This is a genomic window from Cryobacterium sp. TMT1-3 (assembly GCF_004402315.1).
In the GTDB taxonomy this organism is placed as follows: Bacteria; Actinomycetota; Actinomycetes; order Actinomycetales; family Microbacteriaceae; genus Cryobacterium; species Cryobacterium luteum.
Map to the genome: position 1 here is coordinate 204,384 of NZ_SOFW01000037.1, position 15,372 is coordinate 219,755.

The 15,372-nt window shown below is 67.8% G+C and carries 13 protein-coding genes; 2 read left to right on the forward strand and 11 right to left on the reverse strand.

Annotated elements, in window-relative coordinates:
• Nucleotides 1–11: 11 nt before the first annotated feature.
• Genes E3O25_RS13270 through E3O25_RS13300 form a run of 7 tightly spaced genes read right to left on the reverse strand, consistent with a single transcriptional unit; the run spans nt 12 to nt 7,784 of the window.
• A complete protein-coding gene (locus E3O25_RS13270; protein WP_134361344.1) occupies nt 12–875 on the reverse strand; it encodes an SRPBCC family protein in 864 nt (287 codons plus the stop codon).
• Nucleotides 875–2,131: a VWA domain-containing protein gene (locus E3O25_RS13275; protein WP_134361345.1), complete on the reverse strand. Its 1,257-nt coding sequence runs from the start codon at nt 2,129–2,131 to the stop codon at nt 875–877. The genes E3O25_RS13270 and E3O25_RS13275 overlap by 1 nt, the downstream gene beginning before the upstream one ends.
• Nucleotides 2,124–3,020: a MoxR family ATPase gene (locus E3O25_RS13280; RefSeq protein ID WP_134361346.1), complete on the reverse strand. Its 897-nt coding sequence runs from the start codon at nt 3,018–3,020 to the stop codon at nt 2,124–2,126. The genes E3O25_RS13275 and E3O25_RS13280 overlap by 8 nt, the downstream gene beginning before the upstream one ends.
• Before the next feature lie 30 nt (nt 3,021–3,050).
• On the reverse strand, nt 3,051–3,956 hold the full coding sequence (locus E3O25_RS13285; protein ID WP_134361347.1) for an XdhC family protein: 906 nt from the start codon (nt 3,954–3,956) through the stop codon (nt 3,051–3,053).
• Between the two features lies 1 nt (nt 3,957).
• On the reverse strand, nt 3,958–6,351 hold the full coding sequence (locus E3O25_RS13290; RefSeq protein WP_134361348.1) for an aerobic carbon-monoxide dehydrogenase large subunit: 2,394 nt from the start codon (nt 6,349–6,351) through the stop codon (nt 3,958–3,960).
• Complete coding sequence (locus E3O25_RS13295) at nt 6,348–6,848, reverse strand: (2Fe-2S)-binding protein (protein ID WP_092108507.1); 501 nt, start codon at nt 6,846–6,848, stop codon at nt 6,348–6,350. The genes E3O25_RS13290 and E3O25_RS13295 overlap by 4 nt, the downstream gene beginning before the upstream one ends.
• Before the next feature lie 6 nt (nt 6,849–6,854).
• Nucleotides 6,855–7,784, reverse strand: coding sequence for a xanthine dehydrogenase family protein subunit M (locus E3O25_RS13300; RefSeq protein ID WP_241988594.1), 930 nt, complete (start codon nt 7,782–7,784; stop codon nt 6,855–6,857).
• 151 nt (nt 7,785–7,935) lie between these two features.
• Here E3O25_RS13300 and E3O25_RS13305 point away from each other — a divergent pair, with 151 nt between their 5' ends.
• Both E3O25_RS13305 and E3O25_RS13310 read left to right on the forward strand, forming a co-directional pair.
• Complete coding sequence (locus E3O25_RS13305) at nt 7,936–9,660, forward strand: SulP family inorganic anion transporter (protein ID WP_092108511.1); 1,725 nt, start codon at nt 7,936–7,938, stop codon at nt 9,658–9,660.
• Nucleotides 9,661–9,743: 83 nt separating this feature from the next.
• Nucleotides 9,744–10,724, forward strand: a complete 981-nt coding sequence (locus E3O25_RS13310; RefSeq protein WP_092108513.1) for a LysR family transcriptional regulator — start codon at nt 9,744–9,746, stop codon at nt 10,722–10,724.
• Nucleotides 10,725–10,739: 15 nt separating this feature from the next.
• Here the strand turns inward: E3O25_RS13310 and E3O25_RS13315 are convergent, their stop codons facing one another.
• The 4 genes from E3O25_RS13315 to E3O25_RS13330 form a co-directional block, all read right to left on the reverse strand.
• On the reverse strand, nt 10,740–11,927 hold the full coding sequence (locus E3O25_RS13315) for a TerC family protein (RefSeq protein ID WP_092108515.1): 1,188 nt from the start codon (nt 11,925–11,927) through the stop codon (nt 10,740–10,742).
• Nucleotides 11,928–12,025: 98 nt separating this feature from the next.
• A complete protein-coding gene (locus E3O25_RS13320; RefSeq protein WP_134361349.1) occupies nt 12,026–13,561 on the reverse strand; it encodes a CYTH and CHAD domain-containing protein in 1,536 nt (511 codons plus the stop codon).
• Nucleotides 13,562–13,605: 44 nt separating this feature from the next.
• On the reverse strand, nt 13,606–14,769 hold the full coding sequence (locus E3O25_RS13325; RefSeq protein ID WP_092108519.1) for a globin domain-containing protein: 1,164 nt from the start codon (nt 14,767–14,769) through the stop codon (nt 13,606–13,608).
• Nucleotides 14,770–14,885: 116 nt separating this feature from the next.
• Entirely contained in the window at nt 14,886–15,329 is a 444-nt protein-coding gene (locus tag E3O25_RS13330) for an Rrf2 family transcriptional regulator (protein ID WP_134361350.1), read from the reverse strand.
• Nucleotides 15,330–15,372: the final 43 nt, after the last annotated feature.

Consider the following 15,372-nt stretch of genomic DNA (forward strand, 5'->3'; position numbering starts at 1 on the left):
TCGGTTGCGGGTCAGCGGCCGGACGCGCGCCGACCAATTCGGTATGCGATGAACGCTACCGTGGCCAGCAGCCCCAGGAGTTTCACCGGGTCGCTCAACTGGTCGGTGATGACGCCCTTGACCAGGCTCATCGCGTCGAGGCTCGGCGCGGCGGCCGGGTGGGAAAGGTGCGGGGCTGACCGGTTCGGCGCGGCCCGGTGTCCGCCGGCGGGTGCGACGCGGGGAGGGACCGGGCGTGGCGGCAGGCCGGGCTGCGGCGGGGCATCCGCCTGCACGCCGGGAAGTGTGTCCGCGGCGGGGGCATCCCCGGGCGGAATGTCGGACATGTCGGTGACCGCCCGCGGGGCGGCCTGGGCGAGGGTGGCGGGGTCATCGACATGGTCGCCGACCGGGGTCGCAGCGGCTGGGCCGCCGACGGAATCAGAGTCGCCGCCTTCGATGAGATCCTGCAGGTTGGCCGCGAACAGCGCCATCATCTGATCGGTGACGCTGCTGATGACGCCCTTGCCCATGGCGGCGGCCTTACCCGACAGCGACAGGTCGGCGCTGACCGTGCCCTGCGTGACACCGTCGGTTTCGACCAGCACGAGCGTGACCGTGGCCTGGGCGGTGCCCTGCCCGCGCGTCTCCTGCGCCTTGCCGGAGAACACAGCGCGGTGGCCCTCGGCGTCGCGTTCGTCGACGTTCATCTGGCCGCGGTACGCCATGGTCACCGGGCCGAGTTTGACCTTCATACCCACCTGGTAGTTGTCGTCGGAGAGCCTGTTCAGAATCTGCGCACCGGGCACACAGCCAGCGACGCGTTCGAAGTCCATCAGGGTGGTCCACACCGTGTCGACGGGGGCGATGACGGTGAAGGTGCTGTCGAGTTGCATCAGGGTGTCCTCTGCTGGATGGTTACGGATGGTCGAATGGATGCTAAGGGGTCGCCGCGAATCGCCGCCGCCACCTCGGTGAGGGCCGCGTAGCTGTGCCCGCTGACGAAGGCGTCGCAGTAGGGCAGGGCGGCGGCCATGCCGCCGACGAGCGGCCGGTAGCCGGCGGCAATCTTGCGCGGATTCACCCAGACGATGCGGTGTGCGAGCCGGCGGAGGCGCGCCATCTGGGCGTCGACGTCGGCCGGGTCGTCCTCCGCCCACCCGTCGGAGAACACGACGATCACGGCGCCGCGCGCCAGGCCGCGCCGCCCGAAATCGTCGATGAATCGACGAATGCTGGCCGCCAGCCGGGTGCCGCCGGCCCAGTCGGTCGCGGTGACGGCCGCCTGCGCGAGGGCCTGGTCCGGGTTGTGCAGGGCGAGCTGGCGGGTCAGCCGGGTGAGCCGGGTGGAGAACACGAAGGCTTCGGCCCGGGCGCCGGAGGCTGCTCCCTGCAACAGCGAGAGGTACACCCGGGTGTACGGTTCCATCGAACCCGACACGTCGCAGAGCAGCACGAGTCGGCGCGGGCGTGGGCGGCGACGGGCGTAGTACAGGGTGATCGGGTCGCCGCCGGTGCGTTGCGCGGCGCGCACGGTGCGTGCCACGTCGAGCCGGTCACGGCTGTGCGGCGACGGATGCGTGCGGCGGCTGAGCCGGGTCGGGGTTGACAGCACGATGCGGGCGATGAGCTGCTGCAACCGGGCGAGCTCCTCGGGGTTGAGGTCGGCGAACGCCATGTCGTGCAGGTGTTCGTCGGGGGACGCCAGGGCGAGGATGGCGTCGCGTTCCGGGCCGTCGTTCTCACCGTCGGCGGAGTCGGAGCCGGGCAGCGGGGCTGGCGGGCGATCGGACTGCGGTTCGGGAGCTCCCGTCGGCCGGTTGGTTGATGGGGCGGCCTTCGTGTGCGTCTCCGACCCGATCGCCGGGGGAGCGTTGGGGTCTCCGCGACTCTCGGCCGGGTCGAGCCGACCGTCGAATACGGCGCTGAACACCGCGTCGAAGCGGGCGAGGTACTGCTGCTGCGAAACGAAGACGATGCGGCAGGCCCAGTACAGGGCGGCCCGGTCGGTCGGCGGGACTAGTCGCAGTGCTTCGGCCAGCCGCGCCGCGCGGTCCGGCGACACCGGCAGGCCGGCCCGATGCAGGGCCGTGCTGAAGCCGGCGGCGAGGGCGGCAGATTCGATCCCAGGCGCGAGAACACGGTCAGCCATGCGCGTCCTCCGCCACCCAGGCACCGCCGCGGGCGGTAACGGAATCGAGGTCGTCCCGATTCTTCAGAACCGTGCCCCAGGTCTGCTCGACCGCGCGGCCGCTGAGCTCCTCGATGCCCAGAACGGCGAGGGCGCTCACCCAGTCGATGGCCTCGGCGATGCCCGGCGGTTTCACGAGATCGAGCGAGCGCAACCGGGTGATCGCCGCTGCGGCCTCGGTCGCGAGGGCCTGCGAGCTGCTTGGCACCCGGCGACGCACGATCTGCGCGATCCGCTCGGGCCCCGGGTAGTCGATCCAGTGATACAGGCAGCGCCGGGTGAGGGCGTCGTGCAGGTCGCGGGTACGATTGCTCGTGAGTATGACGATCGGCGCATGCTGCGCCGTGACGGTTCCAAGCTCGGGAATGGTGACCGCCGCCTCGGCGAGCAGCTCGAAGGTGAACGCTTCGAACTCGGCGTCGGCCCGATCGATCTCGTCGAGCAGCAGCACGGCCGGCCGCGGGCCGGGGTGTTCGATCGCCTGCAACAGCGGGCGGCGCAGCAGATAATCACGCCCGAACAGCTCGGTCTCGGCCAGGGAAACCCCGCGCGCCTCCGCCAGGCGGATGCCGAGCAGCTGCCGCGGATAGTTCCACTCGTAGAGCGCTTCCCCGGCGCTGATGCCCTCATAGCACTGGAGCCGGAACAGTGCGGTGTCGAGCAACCGGGCGAGTGCCTTGGCGATCTCGGTCTTACCGACCCCCGGCTCGCCCTCGAGCAGCAGCGGCTGCCGCATGCGCACGGCCAGGAACACAGCGGTCGCGAGTCCCTCATCGGCGAGGTAATCCTCGGCGTCGAGGGAGCGTTGCAGGGCGGCGACGGACGGCACCAGCTCGGGCACGGTCACCATCGCCGGCACCAGCAAGCGCCGGCCGGGCCGCTAGCGCGCGGTCGCATACCGCTCCGGTTGCCCGAGAAAAGCCGTGCGGCAGCCCGCCGAGCAGAAATACACCGTCGAGCCGTCGTACTCCACCTGCAGCGACGTGGGCAGCGCGGCCACCGCCATGCCGCAGACCGGGTCGATCGCAGTCGCAGCCGCCTTCTCATCCACTTCCGCACCAAGCGGATGCCCGCGCCCGGCCCGTTCCTGCACCAGCTGCGCAAAAATCGACACGGCGACCTCCCCGGGCGTGCGCGCCCCGAGGTTGAGGCCGGCCGGGCTGAACACTCGCGCGCGCTGCTCCGGCGACACGTCGAGCGAGGCGAGCACGGCCGCGCCGCGCTTCGGGCTCGCCACGAGTGCGACATAGGGCACCCCGGCGGCCAGGGCGGCGAGCAGAGCCGGCTCCTCGTCGCGGCCGTGCGACGCGACGATCAGGGCGGCGTCGCCGGCCTCGAGGGAAGCGGAGGCGCCATCCGCTCGTATCAGGTCGAAGCCGACCAGCGGTGCCAGCGCGGCAAGCGCCTCGGCGTCGGGGGTCGAGCCGACCACGACGAGGCGCGGCAGCGGAATGCGTGGTTCCAGAAAAATTTCGATCGCACCATTGCTCACGCAGGGGTTGGAGACCTCGACCGCGCCGTCCTCGATGATGCTCGACGGCACGCCGGCGACGACCTTGAGCAGCAGCGGCTGGCGGCTTTCGAGAACCTGCAGGCTGTAGAGCCGAACGGATGCCTCCACGCACGTTCCGCCGACGAACCCGTCGATCTCGCCGGTCGCCCGCACGAGCGCCGTGTCGCCGGCGTGCGCGCTCGTGGGGCGCTGGGCGCGCACCACGGTCGCCTGCACGAACGGTTCGCGGCGTTCGATGAGTTCCTGCGCGAGGGTCGGATGGGTGACGGGCACGTTACACCGGCGGTCTCGTGCGGCCCTGCATTGCCTCCCACACCCGGGCGGGTGTGCACGGCATGTCCATGTGCACCACGCCGAACGGGGCGAGGGCGTCGACGACGGCGTTGACGACAGCCGGCGGCGAACCGACGGTGGCCGATTCGCCGACCCCCTTGGCACCGATCGGGTGGTGCGGCGACGGGGTCACGGTGAAGCCGGTCTCCCAGTCGGGCACCTCCATGGCGGTGGGAATCAGGTAGTCCATGAAGGAGCCGCCGAGGCAGTTGCCCTCGGCGTCGAATTCGATGATCTCCATCAGCGCCATGCCGACACCGTCCGTGAGGCCGCCGTGAATCTGTCCCTCGATGATCATCGGGTTGATGCGGGTGCCGCAGTCGTCGACGGCGATGAAGCGGCGTACCTTCACATGGCCGGTGCCCGGGTCGACGTCGACCACGCAGATATAGGCGCCGAACGGAAAGGTGAGGTTGGGCGGATCGTAGGTGACCTCGGCGTCCAGGTTGCCGTCGATGCCCTCCGGCAGTGCCACTGTGCCGTGGGCGCCCATTGCGATCTCGGCCATGGTCTTACCCACGCTCGGGTCACCCTTGACAAACCAGCGGCCCTTCTCCCACTCGAGGTCCTCCGGCCGGGTTTCGAGCATTGCTGCGGCGATGAATCTGGCCTTTTCGCGCACCTTGCGGGCGACGAGTGCCACGGCCGCGCCGCTGACCGGGGTGGACCGGCTGCCGTAGGTGCCGAGGCCGAACGGGGTCTGGTCGGTGTCGCCGTGCACGACGTCGATGTCTTCCGGCGGGATGCCGATTTCCTCCGCCACGATCTGCGCGAAGGTCGTTTCGTGGCCCTGCCCCTGGCTCTGCACCGAGATGCGCACCACGGCTTTACCGGTGGGATGGATGCGCAGTTCGGCACCGTCTGCCATGCCGAGGCCGAGAATGTCCATGTCCTTGCGCGGTCCGGCGCCGACCGTCTCGGTGAAGAACGAGATGCCGATGCCCATCAGTTCGCCGCGTTCGCGTTTCTCCTTCTGTTCGCGGCGCAGTTCGTCGTAGCCGGCCATCTTCATCGACAGCCGCATGGTGGGTTCGTAGTCGCCCGAGTCGTACTCCCAGCCGGTCTTGTTAGGGTACGGAAACTGCTCCTTCTTGATGAAGTTCTTCAAACGCAACTCGGCTGGATCCATCTCAAGCTTGCGGGCCAGGATATCGACCATCCGCTCGACCAGGTAGACCGCCTCGGTGACGCGGAACGAGCAGGCGTAAGCCACCCCGCCCGGGGCCTTGTTGGTGTAGACGCCGGTGACGGTGCAGTGGGCGGCGGCGAGGTCGTAGCTGCCGGTGAAGATATGGAAGAACCCGGCCGGATATTTGGTGGGTTGGGCGGTGGCGTTGAACGCGCCGTGGTCGGCGAGAACGCTGGTGCGAAGTGCCAGAATCTTGCCGTCTTTGGTCGCCGCGATCTCGCCCTGCATGATGTAGTCGCGGGCGAAGGAGGTGCTCATGAGATTCTCGGAGCGGTCCTCGACCCATTTCACCGGTTTGCCGGTGACGATGGAGCCAACCACGGCGAGGATATAGCCCGGGTAGATGCCGACCTTGTTGCCGAATCCGCCGCCGATGTCGGGGGAGACCACCCGAATCTTGTGCTCCGGAATGCCGGAGACCATGGCGAACAGGGTGCGGTGGGCGTGCGGGGCCTGGGTTGTTTCGTACAGGGTGAGGCGGCCCTCGATGGGGTCGAAGTCGGCGACGGCGCCGCAGGTTTCCATCGGCGCCGGGTGCACCCGCGGATAGACGATCTCCTGTTTCACCACGACGTCGGCGCTCGCGAAGACGGCATCCGTTTCGGCTTTATTGCCGGCTTCCCAGTCGAAGATGTGGTTGTCGGTGCGACCCTCGAGGTCGTCGCGAATGACGGGGGCGTCCGGATCCATGGCCTTGCGGGCGTCGACGACGGGCGCAAGGACGTCATACTCGACCTGGATCAGCTCGAGGGCGTCGCGGGCGGCGTAGCGGTCTTCGGCGACGACGAACGCGACCTCCTGACCCTGAAAACGCACCTTGTCGGTCACCAGCACGGCCTGCACATCCATCGAGAGGGTCGGCGCCCAGGCCAGGCCGAGCGCCTGCAGGTCGCTTCCGGTAATGACCGCGAGCACCTTGGGGTGTGCGAGCGCCTCGGTCGTGTCGATCGACACCAATCGGGCGTGGGCGACGGGAGCGCGCAGAATGGCGCCGTGCAGCATACCGGGAAGCACGATGTCGTCGACGTAGTGGCCTTTGCCGCGCACGAAGCGCGGGTCTTCCTTGCGCTGCATGCGGCCGTGGCCGATGGGCCGATCGTGGTCGCCGGCGGCCGGGTTCGACGGACGGTCCTCAAGGATGGTCATGCGTGCACCTCATCTTCTGTGGTTTCGGCGGTTGCGCCGGCGGGATGCGCGGCGGCCCACTGGATAGACCGCACAATGGTGGCATAACCGGTGCAGCGGCAGATCTGGCCGGAGATGGCCTCGCGAATTTCGAGCGGTTCGGGGTGCGGATTGTGGTCGAGCAGGGCGCGGGCGGTGAGCATCATGCCGGGGGTGCAGAAGCCGCACTGCAGCCCGTGCTCCTCCATGAAGCCTTGCTGCACCGGGTCGAGGGTGGCGCCGTTGGCGAGCCCCTCCACGGTCGTGATCGTGTGTCCGTCGGCCATGGCGGCCAGTACGGTGCAGGATTTGACCGGCTGGCCGTCCATGAGCACGACGCAGGTGCCGCAGTTGGTCGTGTCGCAGCCCCAGTGGGTTCCGGTGAGTCGCAGGTCATCGCGAATGAAATGCACGAGCAGCACGCGCGGTTCGATCTCGCGGGTAACCTCGGTGCCGTTGATGGTCATGCTGATCTGCATGAGGGCTCAGCCTTCCTGGAGTGTCAGGTCGAAAACGGATGCCGCGGCGCGGCTGCACGCGACTCGCAGCACCCGGCGGGTCAGTTCGTCGGCGAGGTGCCGCTTGTAATCGATCGGGCCGCGCTGGTCGGCGAGGGGATCGCAGGCGAGGGCAGCCAGGCGGCCGGCCAGAGCGAAGAGTTCCTCGCCGGGAGCCTGGCCGACCAGGACGGCTTCGACCTCGGTGACGTTCCGGTCGAGTCCGACCGCGGTGAGCCCGACGGCCACGTGGCTGATCGTGCCGACGGCGGCGAGCGTCACGCTCGCGCCGGCAGCGACGACGGCCCAGTCGCCGACACGTCGTTCGACCTTTTCGTAGGCGCTGGCCGAGCGGGCGCGGATGGGAATGCGCACCTCGATCAGCAGCTCGTTCTGGGCGACGGCGGTCTCGTACGGGCCGCGATGGAAGTCGGCCATGGACAGCATCCGCTCACCATTCGGCCCGCGCACGACGGCGACGGCTTCGAGCACGTGGCAGACCGTGGAGAGGTCTTCGGCCGGGTCGGCCTGGCAGAGCGAGCCGCCGATGGTGCCGCGGTTGCGCACGATCGGGTCGGCGATGACCCGTTCGGCGTCGGTGATGATGGGGAACAGCCGCCGCACGTCGTCGGACTCGAGCAGGGTGGTGTGCCTGGTCATGGCGCCGATGCGCAACACCGGGCCGTCGACCAGCAGATAGTCGAGCTCGTACAGATCGTTGATGTCGATCAGCCAGTCCGGGCGGGCCAGGCGCAGCTTCATCATGGGCAGCAGGCTGTGACCGCCGGCGACCACGCGGGATTCCGGCCCGTGGCGATCGAGCAGAGCCAGGGCGTTGTCGACCGAACTGGCGCGGACATAATCGAACGGAGCCGGAATCTGCACGGGCTTCTCCTCACCGAAAGAGGGTGTGCGCATCGTTGCGCGACACCGTCGTGCCACAGCTTGGCCCTCGCTCCTATGACTGTCAACATCGACCTAAGCGAAAGGTTATGAGTGTGCCATCGTTGGGTAAGGCGCGGTACCCGCGCCGGTCGTGCAGCAAGATGGGTCAGGGAGAGAAAACGACATGGCTGCGACGAGGCTGCGAAAGTGGGCGCCGGGGATCGACACGGCGTTCGGCTATCGGCGTGCCTGGCTGTTCCCCGACCTGCGTGCGGGCGCGGTACTCACCGCTCTGCTCATACCGGTCGGTATCGGCTACGCCGAGGTGGCTGGGCTCCCGCCGGCAGCGGGCCTGTACGCCACGATCATCCCTCTGGCCGCCTATGCCGTGTTCGGGCCGTCGCGCATTCTCGTGCTCGGCCCCGACTCGGCACTGGCCCCGATCATCGCTGCCGCGATCGTGCCTCTCGCTCTCGGCGACGATGGGCGCGCTGTCGGCCTCGCCGGGCTTCTGGCGATCATGGTTGGAGTGATCCTCGCTCTGGGCGGAATTCTGCGCCTCGGGTTCGTGACCGACCTGCTCTCCAAACCCATCCGCGTCGGCTACCTCAATGCGCTCGCCCTGCTGGTCATCCTGTCGCAGCTGCCAGCCCTGTTCGGTTTCTCCATCACCACGGACTCGGCCCTGGGCGACGTGATCGGGATCGTCGCCGGAATCATCGGGGGCCAGGTCAACCTGACCGCCACGGTCTTTGGTCTCGGTTCGCTCGCGGTCATTGTCGTGCTGTCCTGGCGGCGAGCCCGGATTCCGGGCGTTCTCGCGGCGGTCGTGCTCGCGACGGCGGCTACGGCAGTCTTCGGGCTGCGGGATGCCCTGCCCGTCGTCGGTGCGCTTCCCCAGGGCCTCCCCGCACCCGCTCTCGCCGGCCTGAACTGGGCGGATGCGGCGGCTTTGGTGGTTCCGGCGTTCGGCATCGCGCTCATCGCCTTCGCCGACACCGCCGTGCTCTCCCGATCGTTTGCGGCCCGCCGCGGAGAGAACGTCAACGGGAGCCAGGAAATGCTGGCGATCGGCGCGTCGAATATCGCAACCGGCCTGCTCGGTGGATTCCCCGTCTCGGCGTCGTCCTCGCGCACCCCCGTCGCCGAGCAGGCGGGGGCTCGCTCCCAGCTCACCGGAGTCGTTGGCGCCGTCCTCGTTTTGGCCTTTATGCTGCTGGCGCCCGGTCTCACCGATTTCCTCCCCTCGGCGGCCATCGCGGCGGTCGTCATCGTCGCCGCTGCCGGGCTCATCGATGTGACAGGGTTCATCGCACTCGTGCGCATGAACCGGGTCGACGCGCTGCTCTCGCTCGCGGCCTTCCTCGGGGTGCTTGTGGTCGGTGTGATTGAGGGTATCGCCGTGGCCGTCATCCTCTCGCTCGGCGCCTTCGTCAGCCAGGCCTGGCGGCCCTACCGGGCTGAGCTCGGCCGGATTCGCGGTCTGCGCGGCTACCACGACCTGTCGCGGCATCCGGAGGGCGAACGGCTACCCGGCATCGTCATCGTTCGCTTCGATGCGCCGCTCTTTTTTGCCAACGGCGGTATCTTCGACGACTATGTGCGGGCCACGGTCACGGCCGCCGGCAGCGGGGTGCACACGGTCATCCTTGCTGCGGAGCCCATCACCGACATCGACACCACGGCGGTGGAAGAGCTGCTCGAACTCGACGATTTTCTCGCCTCCCGCGGCATCACGCTCATCTTCGCCGAGATGAAAGGCCCGGTGAAAGACCTCTTGCGTCATTACGGGCTGAGCCGGCGGTTTGCTGCCGAGCGGTTCGCGGGCACGGTTGGAGAGGCGGTCGATGAGGCCACGGGAACGCTCCGCGGTGACCTCGACGGCACCGCATGGGACCCGGACGCCTGACGCGGCCGGCCGGCTCGTGCTGCTTGCTCCCCGCTGCCGAGGCTGCCAGTATCGACCTAAGCGAAAGGTTATGAGCTGTGGCAATGACGCTGAATCAGCTGAGGACCTTTGCCCTGGTGGCCCGACTCGGGTCGCTGCGGGCCGCCGCCGCGGCGCTCGGAATCAGCGAACCGGCGGTATCGTCGTCGCTTGCCGCCCTGCGCCTTGACCTCGGGGATGCCCTGGTCGTGCGGTCCGGGTCCGGCATCGCCTTGACGGCCGGGGGCCGGGCCCTCGCCGATCATGCCCAGGAGATCGTCGGTCTGGCCGACCAGGTGCGTTGGGAGGTCGCACATGCCGCGGAGTCTGCGGCGAGCTTGCGCGTGGTCGCCACTGCGGGCTTCGCCGAACACGCGGCTGGCCGACTGTTCGACGCTTTCACTCGCCGGGTGCCCGGCCAGGCTGGCGGTATCGACGTGGTGGTCGAATCCGCCGATGATGTGGGGTCGTTGTTGCAGGATCACGCCTACGACGTGGCGCTTGGCTCCCGTCCGCCGCAGGGGACGCAGCTCGACGTGGTGCCCTTCCTGCGCTACCAACGGGTGCTGGTCGCCGCGCCGGAGCATCCGCTGGGCCAGAGGCAGCGGTCGGTGCCGCTCACCGACCTGCTGGGGGACCTCTGGTTCACCGGCCCGGCCGGGGTCGAAGAGTTCACGGCAGAGAGCAGCTGGCTCGCAGCCGCATTTCTTGCCTCCGGGATCGGTGCTCCGGACATCGTGCCGCTCAGCAGCGAAACGGATGCCCTCGGTGCCGTTCGCGCCGGCGAGGGGATCATGCTCGCGTTTAGGCACATTGTGCGGGCCGAGCTTGCGGCCGGGTCGCTCGTAGTGCTTTCGGTGCCGAACACGCCGGTCGCCGGGCTGTGGTGTGCGAGCACCCTCGATCACGGTCGGGCGACGGCCGCCGCGCGCACGTTGCAACGCTTCGTCACAACCGCCGAGGCGACCGCGGCCATGCTCGCGCCCGGCGGCTCACGTGGTGTGGCCCGGCGCGGTTCCAAGGTGCACGTGGCGCTCTGGAGTTGATAGCGCCACGTGGCCCTAGCGGGCCAGGTACTCGTCGTGCTGCCGATGCGCTTGCGTTACCTGTTCCCGGATCCGGTCGATGTCCTTGACTTTGTCGCGGTATTTCAACTCCATGGCCAGAACCTGCGCTTCCTCCTCGGTCAGCAGCCGGTAGATCCGCTCGCGCTCGGCGGGATCAGCGGTGTAGTCAAGATCCAGGTAGCTCACCGCGTGGCGGCGGGCGTTGTTGACGGCAGTCTGGGCCTTGCCCGCCTTGCTCAGCAGCGAGGCCACCACGGTGACGATGAGGGTGCCGATGATGACGGTCAGGGACAGGCCGGTGCTTATTTCCACGACCGGCACCGGTTCGCCGCCGTTGATGAACGGCAGGTTGTTTTCGTGCAGGGCATGAAGCACGAGTTTGACGCCGATGAACGCCAGGATTGCCGCCAGACCGTAAGACAGGTAGATGAGTCGGTCGAGCAGCCCGTCAATCAAAAAGTACAGCTGGCGCAGCCCCATCAGGGAGAACGCGGTGGCGGTGAAGACGATGTAGACGTTCTGGGTCAGCCCGAAGATCGCGGGAATGGAATCCAGCGCGAACAGGATGTCCGTGCCGCCGATCGCCACCATGACCAGCAGCATGGGCGTGAGCGCCTTCTTGCCCTCGTGCATGGTGAACAGCTTGTCGCCGTCGTAGTGCTCGGTGGTGTGGAAGCTCCGTTTGGCCAGGCGGATCATGATGTTGTCCGCTTGGTTGTCGCCGTGAGCTTCGGGCTTGAGCAGATTGCCCGCGGTAATCAGCAGGATCAGGCCGAAGATATAGAACACCCAGGCGAACGAGTTGATCAGCGCCGCGCCCAGAAAAATGAACCCGGTGCGGGCGATCAGGGAGAAGACGATACCGAACAGAAGAACCTTTTGCTGGTCTTCGCGGGGTACCCGAAAGCTCGCCATGATGATCAGGAAGACGAACAGGTTGTCCACAGACAACGCCTTCTCCGTGATGTAGCCGGCGAAATACTCCGACCCCATGGTGCTGCCGCCGAAGATCAAAACCAGGATGCCGAACAGGATGGCCAGACCTACGTAGATCGAGGACCACAGGGCCGCTTCTCTCAGCGCGGGAACGTGGGCCTTGCGGATGTGGAAGAAGTAATCGAAGGCGAGCAGCGCCAGGATGACGGCGATGGTGGAGACCCAGACGAGGGGCGAAACGGTCATGAACCTTGCTTCCCTGTGAATAGCCGCGGACGTTTGCCATACGATAACATCCGCTCCCGGGTGGTCGGCCCAGGAAGGTGGGGCTGCAGGAGGTCGGGTTACGCGCGGCGGGACCAGGCCTTCCAGAAGTGAGCCTCGGCATCCGCTGCCCGGAGCTGTTCCAGGGCGTGCAGGCGGCCGTAACTGAAGGTGTTCTCGCCGCGGAGATAGGCCTCGACCCCGCCGCGCTGCAGCAGGCGATCACGGGCGATGACGCTGTCGTGCTGGTCACCGAGAATGGTCTGCAATTTCTGCGCGAATCCGCTCACCCGGGCGGCACGCTCCGGGTTGAGCGGATGCGCCGTCTCGGCGGCGTAGCGCAGCCGCTTGGCGCGCTTGCGCACCGCGTGCAGGGCGAGGTCGCGCTCCGGCCCCGGCACGGTCTTCGCGGCGTGGCGCACGGCGCTTCGCAGTTTCTTCCACTCCTTCTTGAGCAGGGCGGGAACGACGACGCGGGCATCCTGGCCGGCCGCGGCGGTGAAGAGCGGCGTGGCGACCAGGGCGTCGGGAACTTCGAGGTCTTCGAGCGCGTCGAGCAGCCGAAAGTAGCGCCCGCTGTCGAGGGCGGCGACGAGTATGCGACCGGCGCTGCCGGCATCCGTCCCCGAGCGGGTTTCGAGGCGTTCCCGGATGGGGCCGAGCAGCAGGGCCGGGGCCTCGTGGTCGAGCAGGCTGGCGAGGCGGTGGTGCAGCACCTCTTCGTCGCGGGCGCCGCCGAGCACGGCGGCGAGCCAACCCAGTTCGGTGCGCAGGTGCTGCACGACAGCGGGATCGACGAGGGATTCATAGGTGGCCAGCACCGAACGCAGTCGGCGGGTGGCGACCCGCATAGCGTGCACGGAACCGGCGCGTTGTTGGCGAATCTCCGGATCCTGCGTGCGAATGACGCTGATCTGCTCGCGCAGGCTGGCCAGCAGCACAGTGGCGGCCGGCCTCGTGGGGGTCGGGCGCTTTCGGTTGGGTGCTGGTGTCGCCGGAAACCGGCCGCCGAGGGTACGTGCCAGTTTCGAGGGGTGCTGCGAGACCAGGATGCCGGCGCTCGCGAGCACGGCCTGTGCCGCATCGAGCAGGTCCTCGGGTGCGTCAACGAGTTCGAGCTCCCATTCACGCCAGGCCGCGGATGCGGGTTCGTGACCGAGCCGTTCGGCCTGCACCCGGTCGTCACAGAACACGGCGAGGGTTTCGCCGCCCGCTCCGACCAGGGCGCGCACCACGCGGGTGGTGTTTAGACGTGCCACGGGTATCAACGGGGAGTCACGCACGTAGACCCGCACGAGCTGGGCGAGCGATTCGGGCACGGCATCCGCTTCGTCCTGAGAATGCTTGCCGAGGGGTGCGTGGACTTCTCGGCGGCGCCCGCCGCCCTGGGGCAGTTTGAGGTGCCACCCGGCGTCGTCGCCACCGGTGCGTCGGCGCAGTGTGATGTGCGCGACCGTGAGTCTGAGGTCACTCGTGTCGAAGTAGACGGCTTCGAGGTCGTGAATCATCGGTTCGGCCACGGCGTGTACGCCCGGCAGCTCGGTCAAGCCGGGCAGCACCGCCAGCTCGTCGACGTCAAACTTGCGTTCTATCTCGATACCACCGTTAGCTTCCACTGTTCCAACCTAGCGCGGGCACGCCAGGTTGGAACCTGCGTGCGTCAGGCGTTGGCGAGCCACAGGTCGGGGCCGAAGATCTCATAGTGGATGCGGTCGGCCGGCACGCCGGACTCGAGCGCCTGGGAGCGCAGGCTGCGCATGAACGGGAGCGGACCGCAGAGGTACACCGAGGCATCCTCCGGGATCGTCACGTTGTCCAGCGACATGAAGCCCTCGTGGTGGCCCTCGCTCGGGATCTCCAGCCAGAGCTCGAGTTCGGCCGCCTCCAGCAGGGCGACGTCCTCGTTCATCTGGTCGCGCAGCGCCCAGCGTTCGAGGTTGCTCTCGGCGTGCAGCACGAGCACCTCACGCTTCGAGCCGGTGTCCACCAGGGAACGCAGGATGGAGGCGCTGGGGGTGCAGCCGATGCCGGCCGAGGCAAGGATCAGCGGGCCGGTGCCGTGGTCGAGGGTGATGTCACCGCACGGAACGGAGAGGATGAGTGTGTCGCCGACCTGAACGTCGCGGTGCAGCACGGGGGAGACCTCGCCGTCGGCGTCGAGCTTGGTGGTGAAGACGCGGGTGGTCGCCGTGCCGGCCGAGAGGGAGTACTGACGCACCTGGCGGATTCCGTCGGGCATGACGGCGGTGACGCTGACGTACTGGCCAGGCAGGGCGGGCGTCACGGGGGTGTCGTCGGCGGGTTCGAGGGTGAACGTCACGGCGTCGGTTCCGGCCGCTTCCTTCTTCACGACGATCCAGGGTGCGAGTGGCTTGTCGCTGGCGAGTCCGGCGTAGAGGCCCTTCTCCATCTTGATCAGGGCGTGGGCCATCAGCCAGTAGACCTCGGTCCAGGCGGCGGCGATTTCGGCCGTGATGACGTCGCTGAGCTCCTCGGCGATGCCCTCGAACAGGTACTTGTAGACGATGTCGTACTGCTCGGGCTGAATATCGAGGGAGATGTGCTTGTGGGCGATGCGGGAGAGCATGGCTTCCGGCGTGGTGTCGGGGTGCGCCACGAGGTGGGTCGCGAAGACGGCGATGCTGCCGGCGAGGGCCTGCTGCTGACTGCCGTTCTTCTGGTTGGACCGGCTGAACAGCCCGTCGAACAATTCAGGGTGGGCGGTGAGCATGCGGCCGTAGAAGTTTCGTGCGATCTGGGGCATCCGCTCGCCGACCAGCGGCAGGGTGGCTTCGATGAGGGGGAGAGACTGGGGCGAAAGCATGAATACTCCTTCTATGTAACAGACACCCGTTCGTGGGGGTCTCCTACAAAAGTAGCATTTGAAATGCCAATTAAACGGATGCTTTCTACAAGTCGTAGAAAGTAGGGACTTTAGTCCTACCGCACCAAACCGAGTTCAACGAGGACCGGGCCGTTCGGTTTTCCGTGAGGAAGGGTGGAGATGACGAGACCGTCGAGCTCGCGGTAGAACGCGTCGCGGGCGCGGCGCAGGCTGCCGCGCAGGCCGCATCCGCAGAGCAGGGGGCACGGGCCGTTGGAGGATTCGCAGGCGGCGAGGTCGGTGCGGGTGTCGAGCTGGCGCAGGAGAGAACCGACGGTGACGGCGCGACCGAGCGCGCTGATGCGCACGCCGCCGCTTCGCCCCCGAATGGCCTCGATCAGGCCGAGCTCGCGCAGTTTGAGCAGCGCCTTGCTCACGTGGTTGTAGGGGGTGCCCACCTCGGCGGCGACCACCCGGGAGGTGAACGTGACGCTCTCCGGCGCAGCACACAGCAGCATGACGACCCGCAGGCAGACGTCCGAAAAAGCGTTGATCCTCATGCCTCAACTGTAGGCGCGCTCGTTGCACCCGAGATATAAGAGA

What these genes read in the sequence shown, in the direction of transcription:
- E3O25_RS13270 (WP_134361344.1), bottom strand. Translation starts at nt 875, where the DNA reads ATGCAACTCGACAGCACCTTCACCGTCATCGCCCCCGTCGACACGGTG.
- E3O25_RS13275 (WP_134361345.1), bottom strand. Translation starts at nt 2,131, where the DNA reads ATGGCTGACCGTGTTCTCGCGCCTGGGATCGAATCTGCCGCCCTCGCC.
- E3O25_RS13280 (WP_134361346.1), bottom strand. Translation starts at nt 3,020, where the DNA reads ATGGTGACCGTGCCCGAGCTGGTGCCGTCCGTCGCCGCCCTGCAACGC.
- E3O25_RS13290 (WP_134361348.1), bottom strand. Translation starts at nt 6,351, where the DNA reads ATGACCATCCTTGAGGACCGTCCGTCGAACCCGGCCGCCGGCGACCAC.
- E3O25_RS13295 (WP_092108507.1), bottom strand. Translation starts at nt 6,848, where the DNA reads ATGCAGATCAGCATGACCATCAACGGCACCGAGGTTACCCGCGAGATC.
- E3O25_RS13300 (WP_241988594.1), bottom strand. Translation starts at nt 7,784, where the DNA reads ATGCGCACACCCTCTTTCGGTGAGGAGAAGCCCGTGCAGATTCCGGCT.
- E3O25_RS13305 (WP_092108511.1), top strand. Translation starts at nt 7,936, where the DNA reads ATGGCTGCGACGAGGCTGCGAAAGTGGGCGCCGGGGATCGACACGGCG.
- E3O25_RS13310 (WP_092108513.1), top strand. Translation starts at nt 9,744, where the DNA reads ATGACGCTGAATCAGCTGAGGACCTTTGCCCTGGTGGCCCGACTCGGG.
- E3O25_RS13315 (WP_092108515.1), bottom strand. Translation starts at nt 11,927, where the DNA reads ATGACCGTTTCGCCCCTCGTCTGGGTCTCCACCATCGCCGTCATCCTG.
- E3O25_RS13325 (WP_092108519.1), bottom strand. Translation starts at nt 14,769, where the DNA reads ATGCTTTCGCCCCAGTCTCTCCCCCTCATCGAAGCCACCCTGCCGCTG.
- E3O25_RS13330 (WP_134361350.1), bottom strand. Translation starts at nt 15,329, where the DNA reads ATGAGGATCAACGCTTTTTCGGACGTCTGCCTGCGGGTCGTCATGCTG.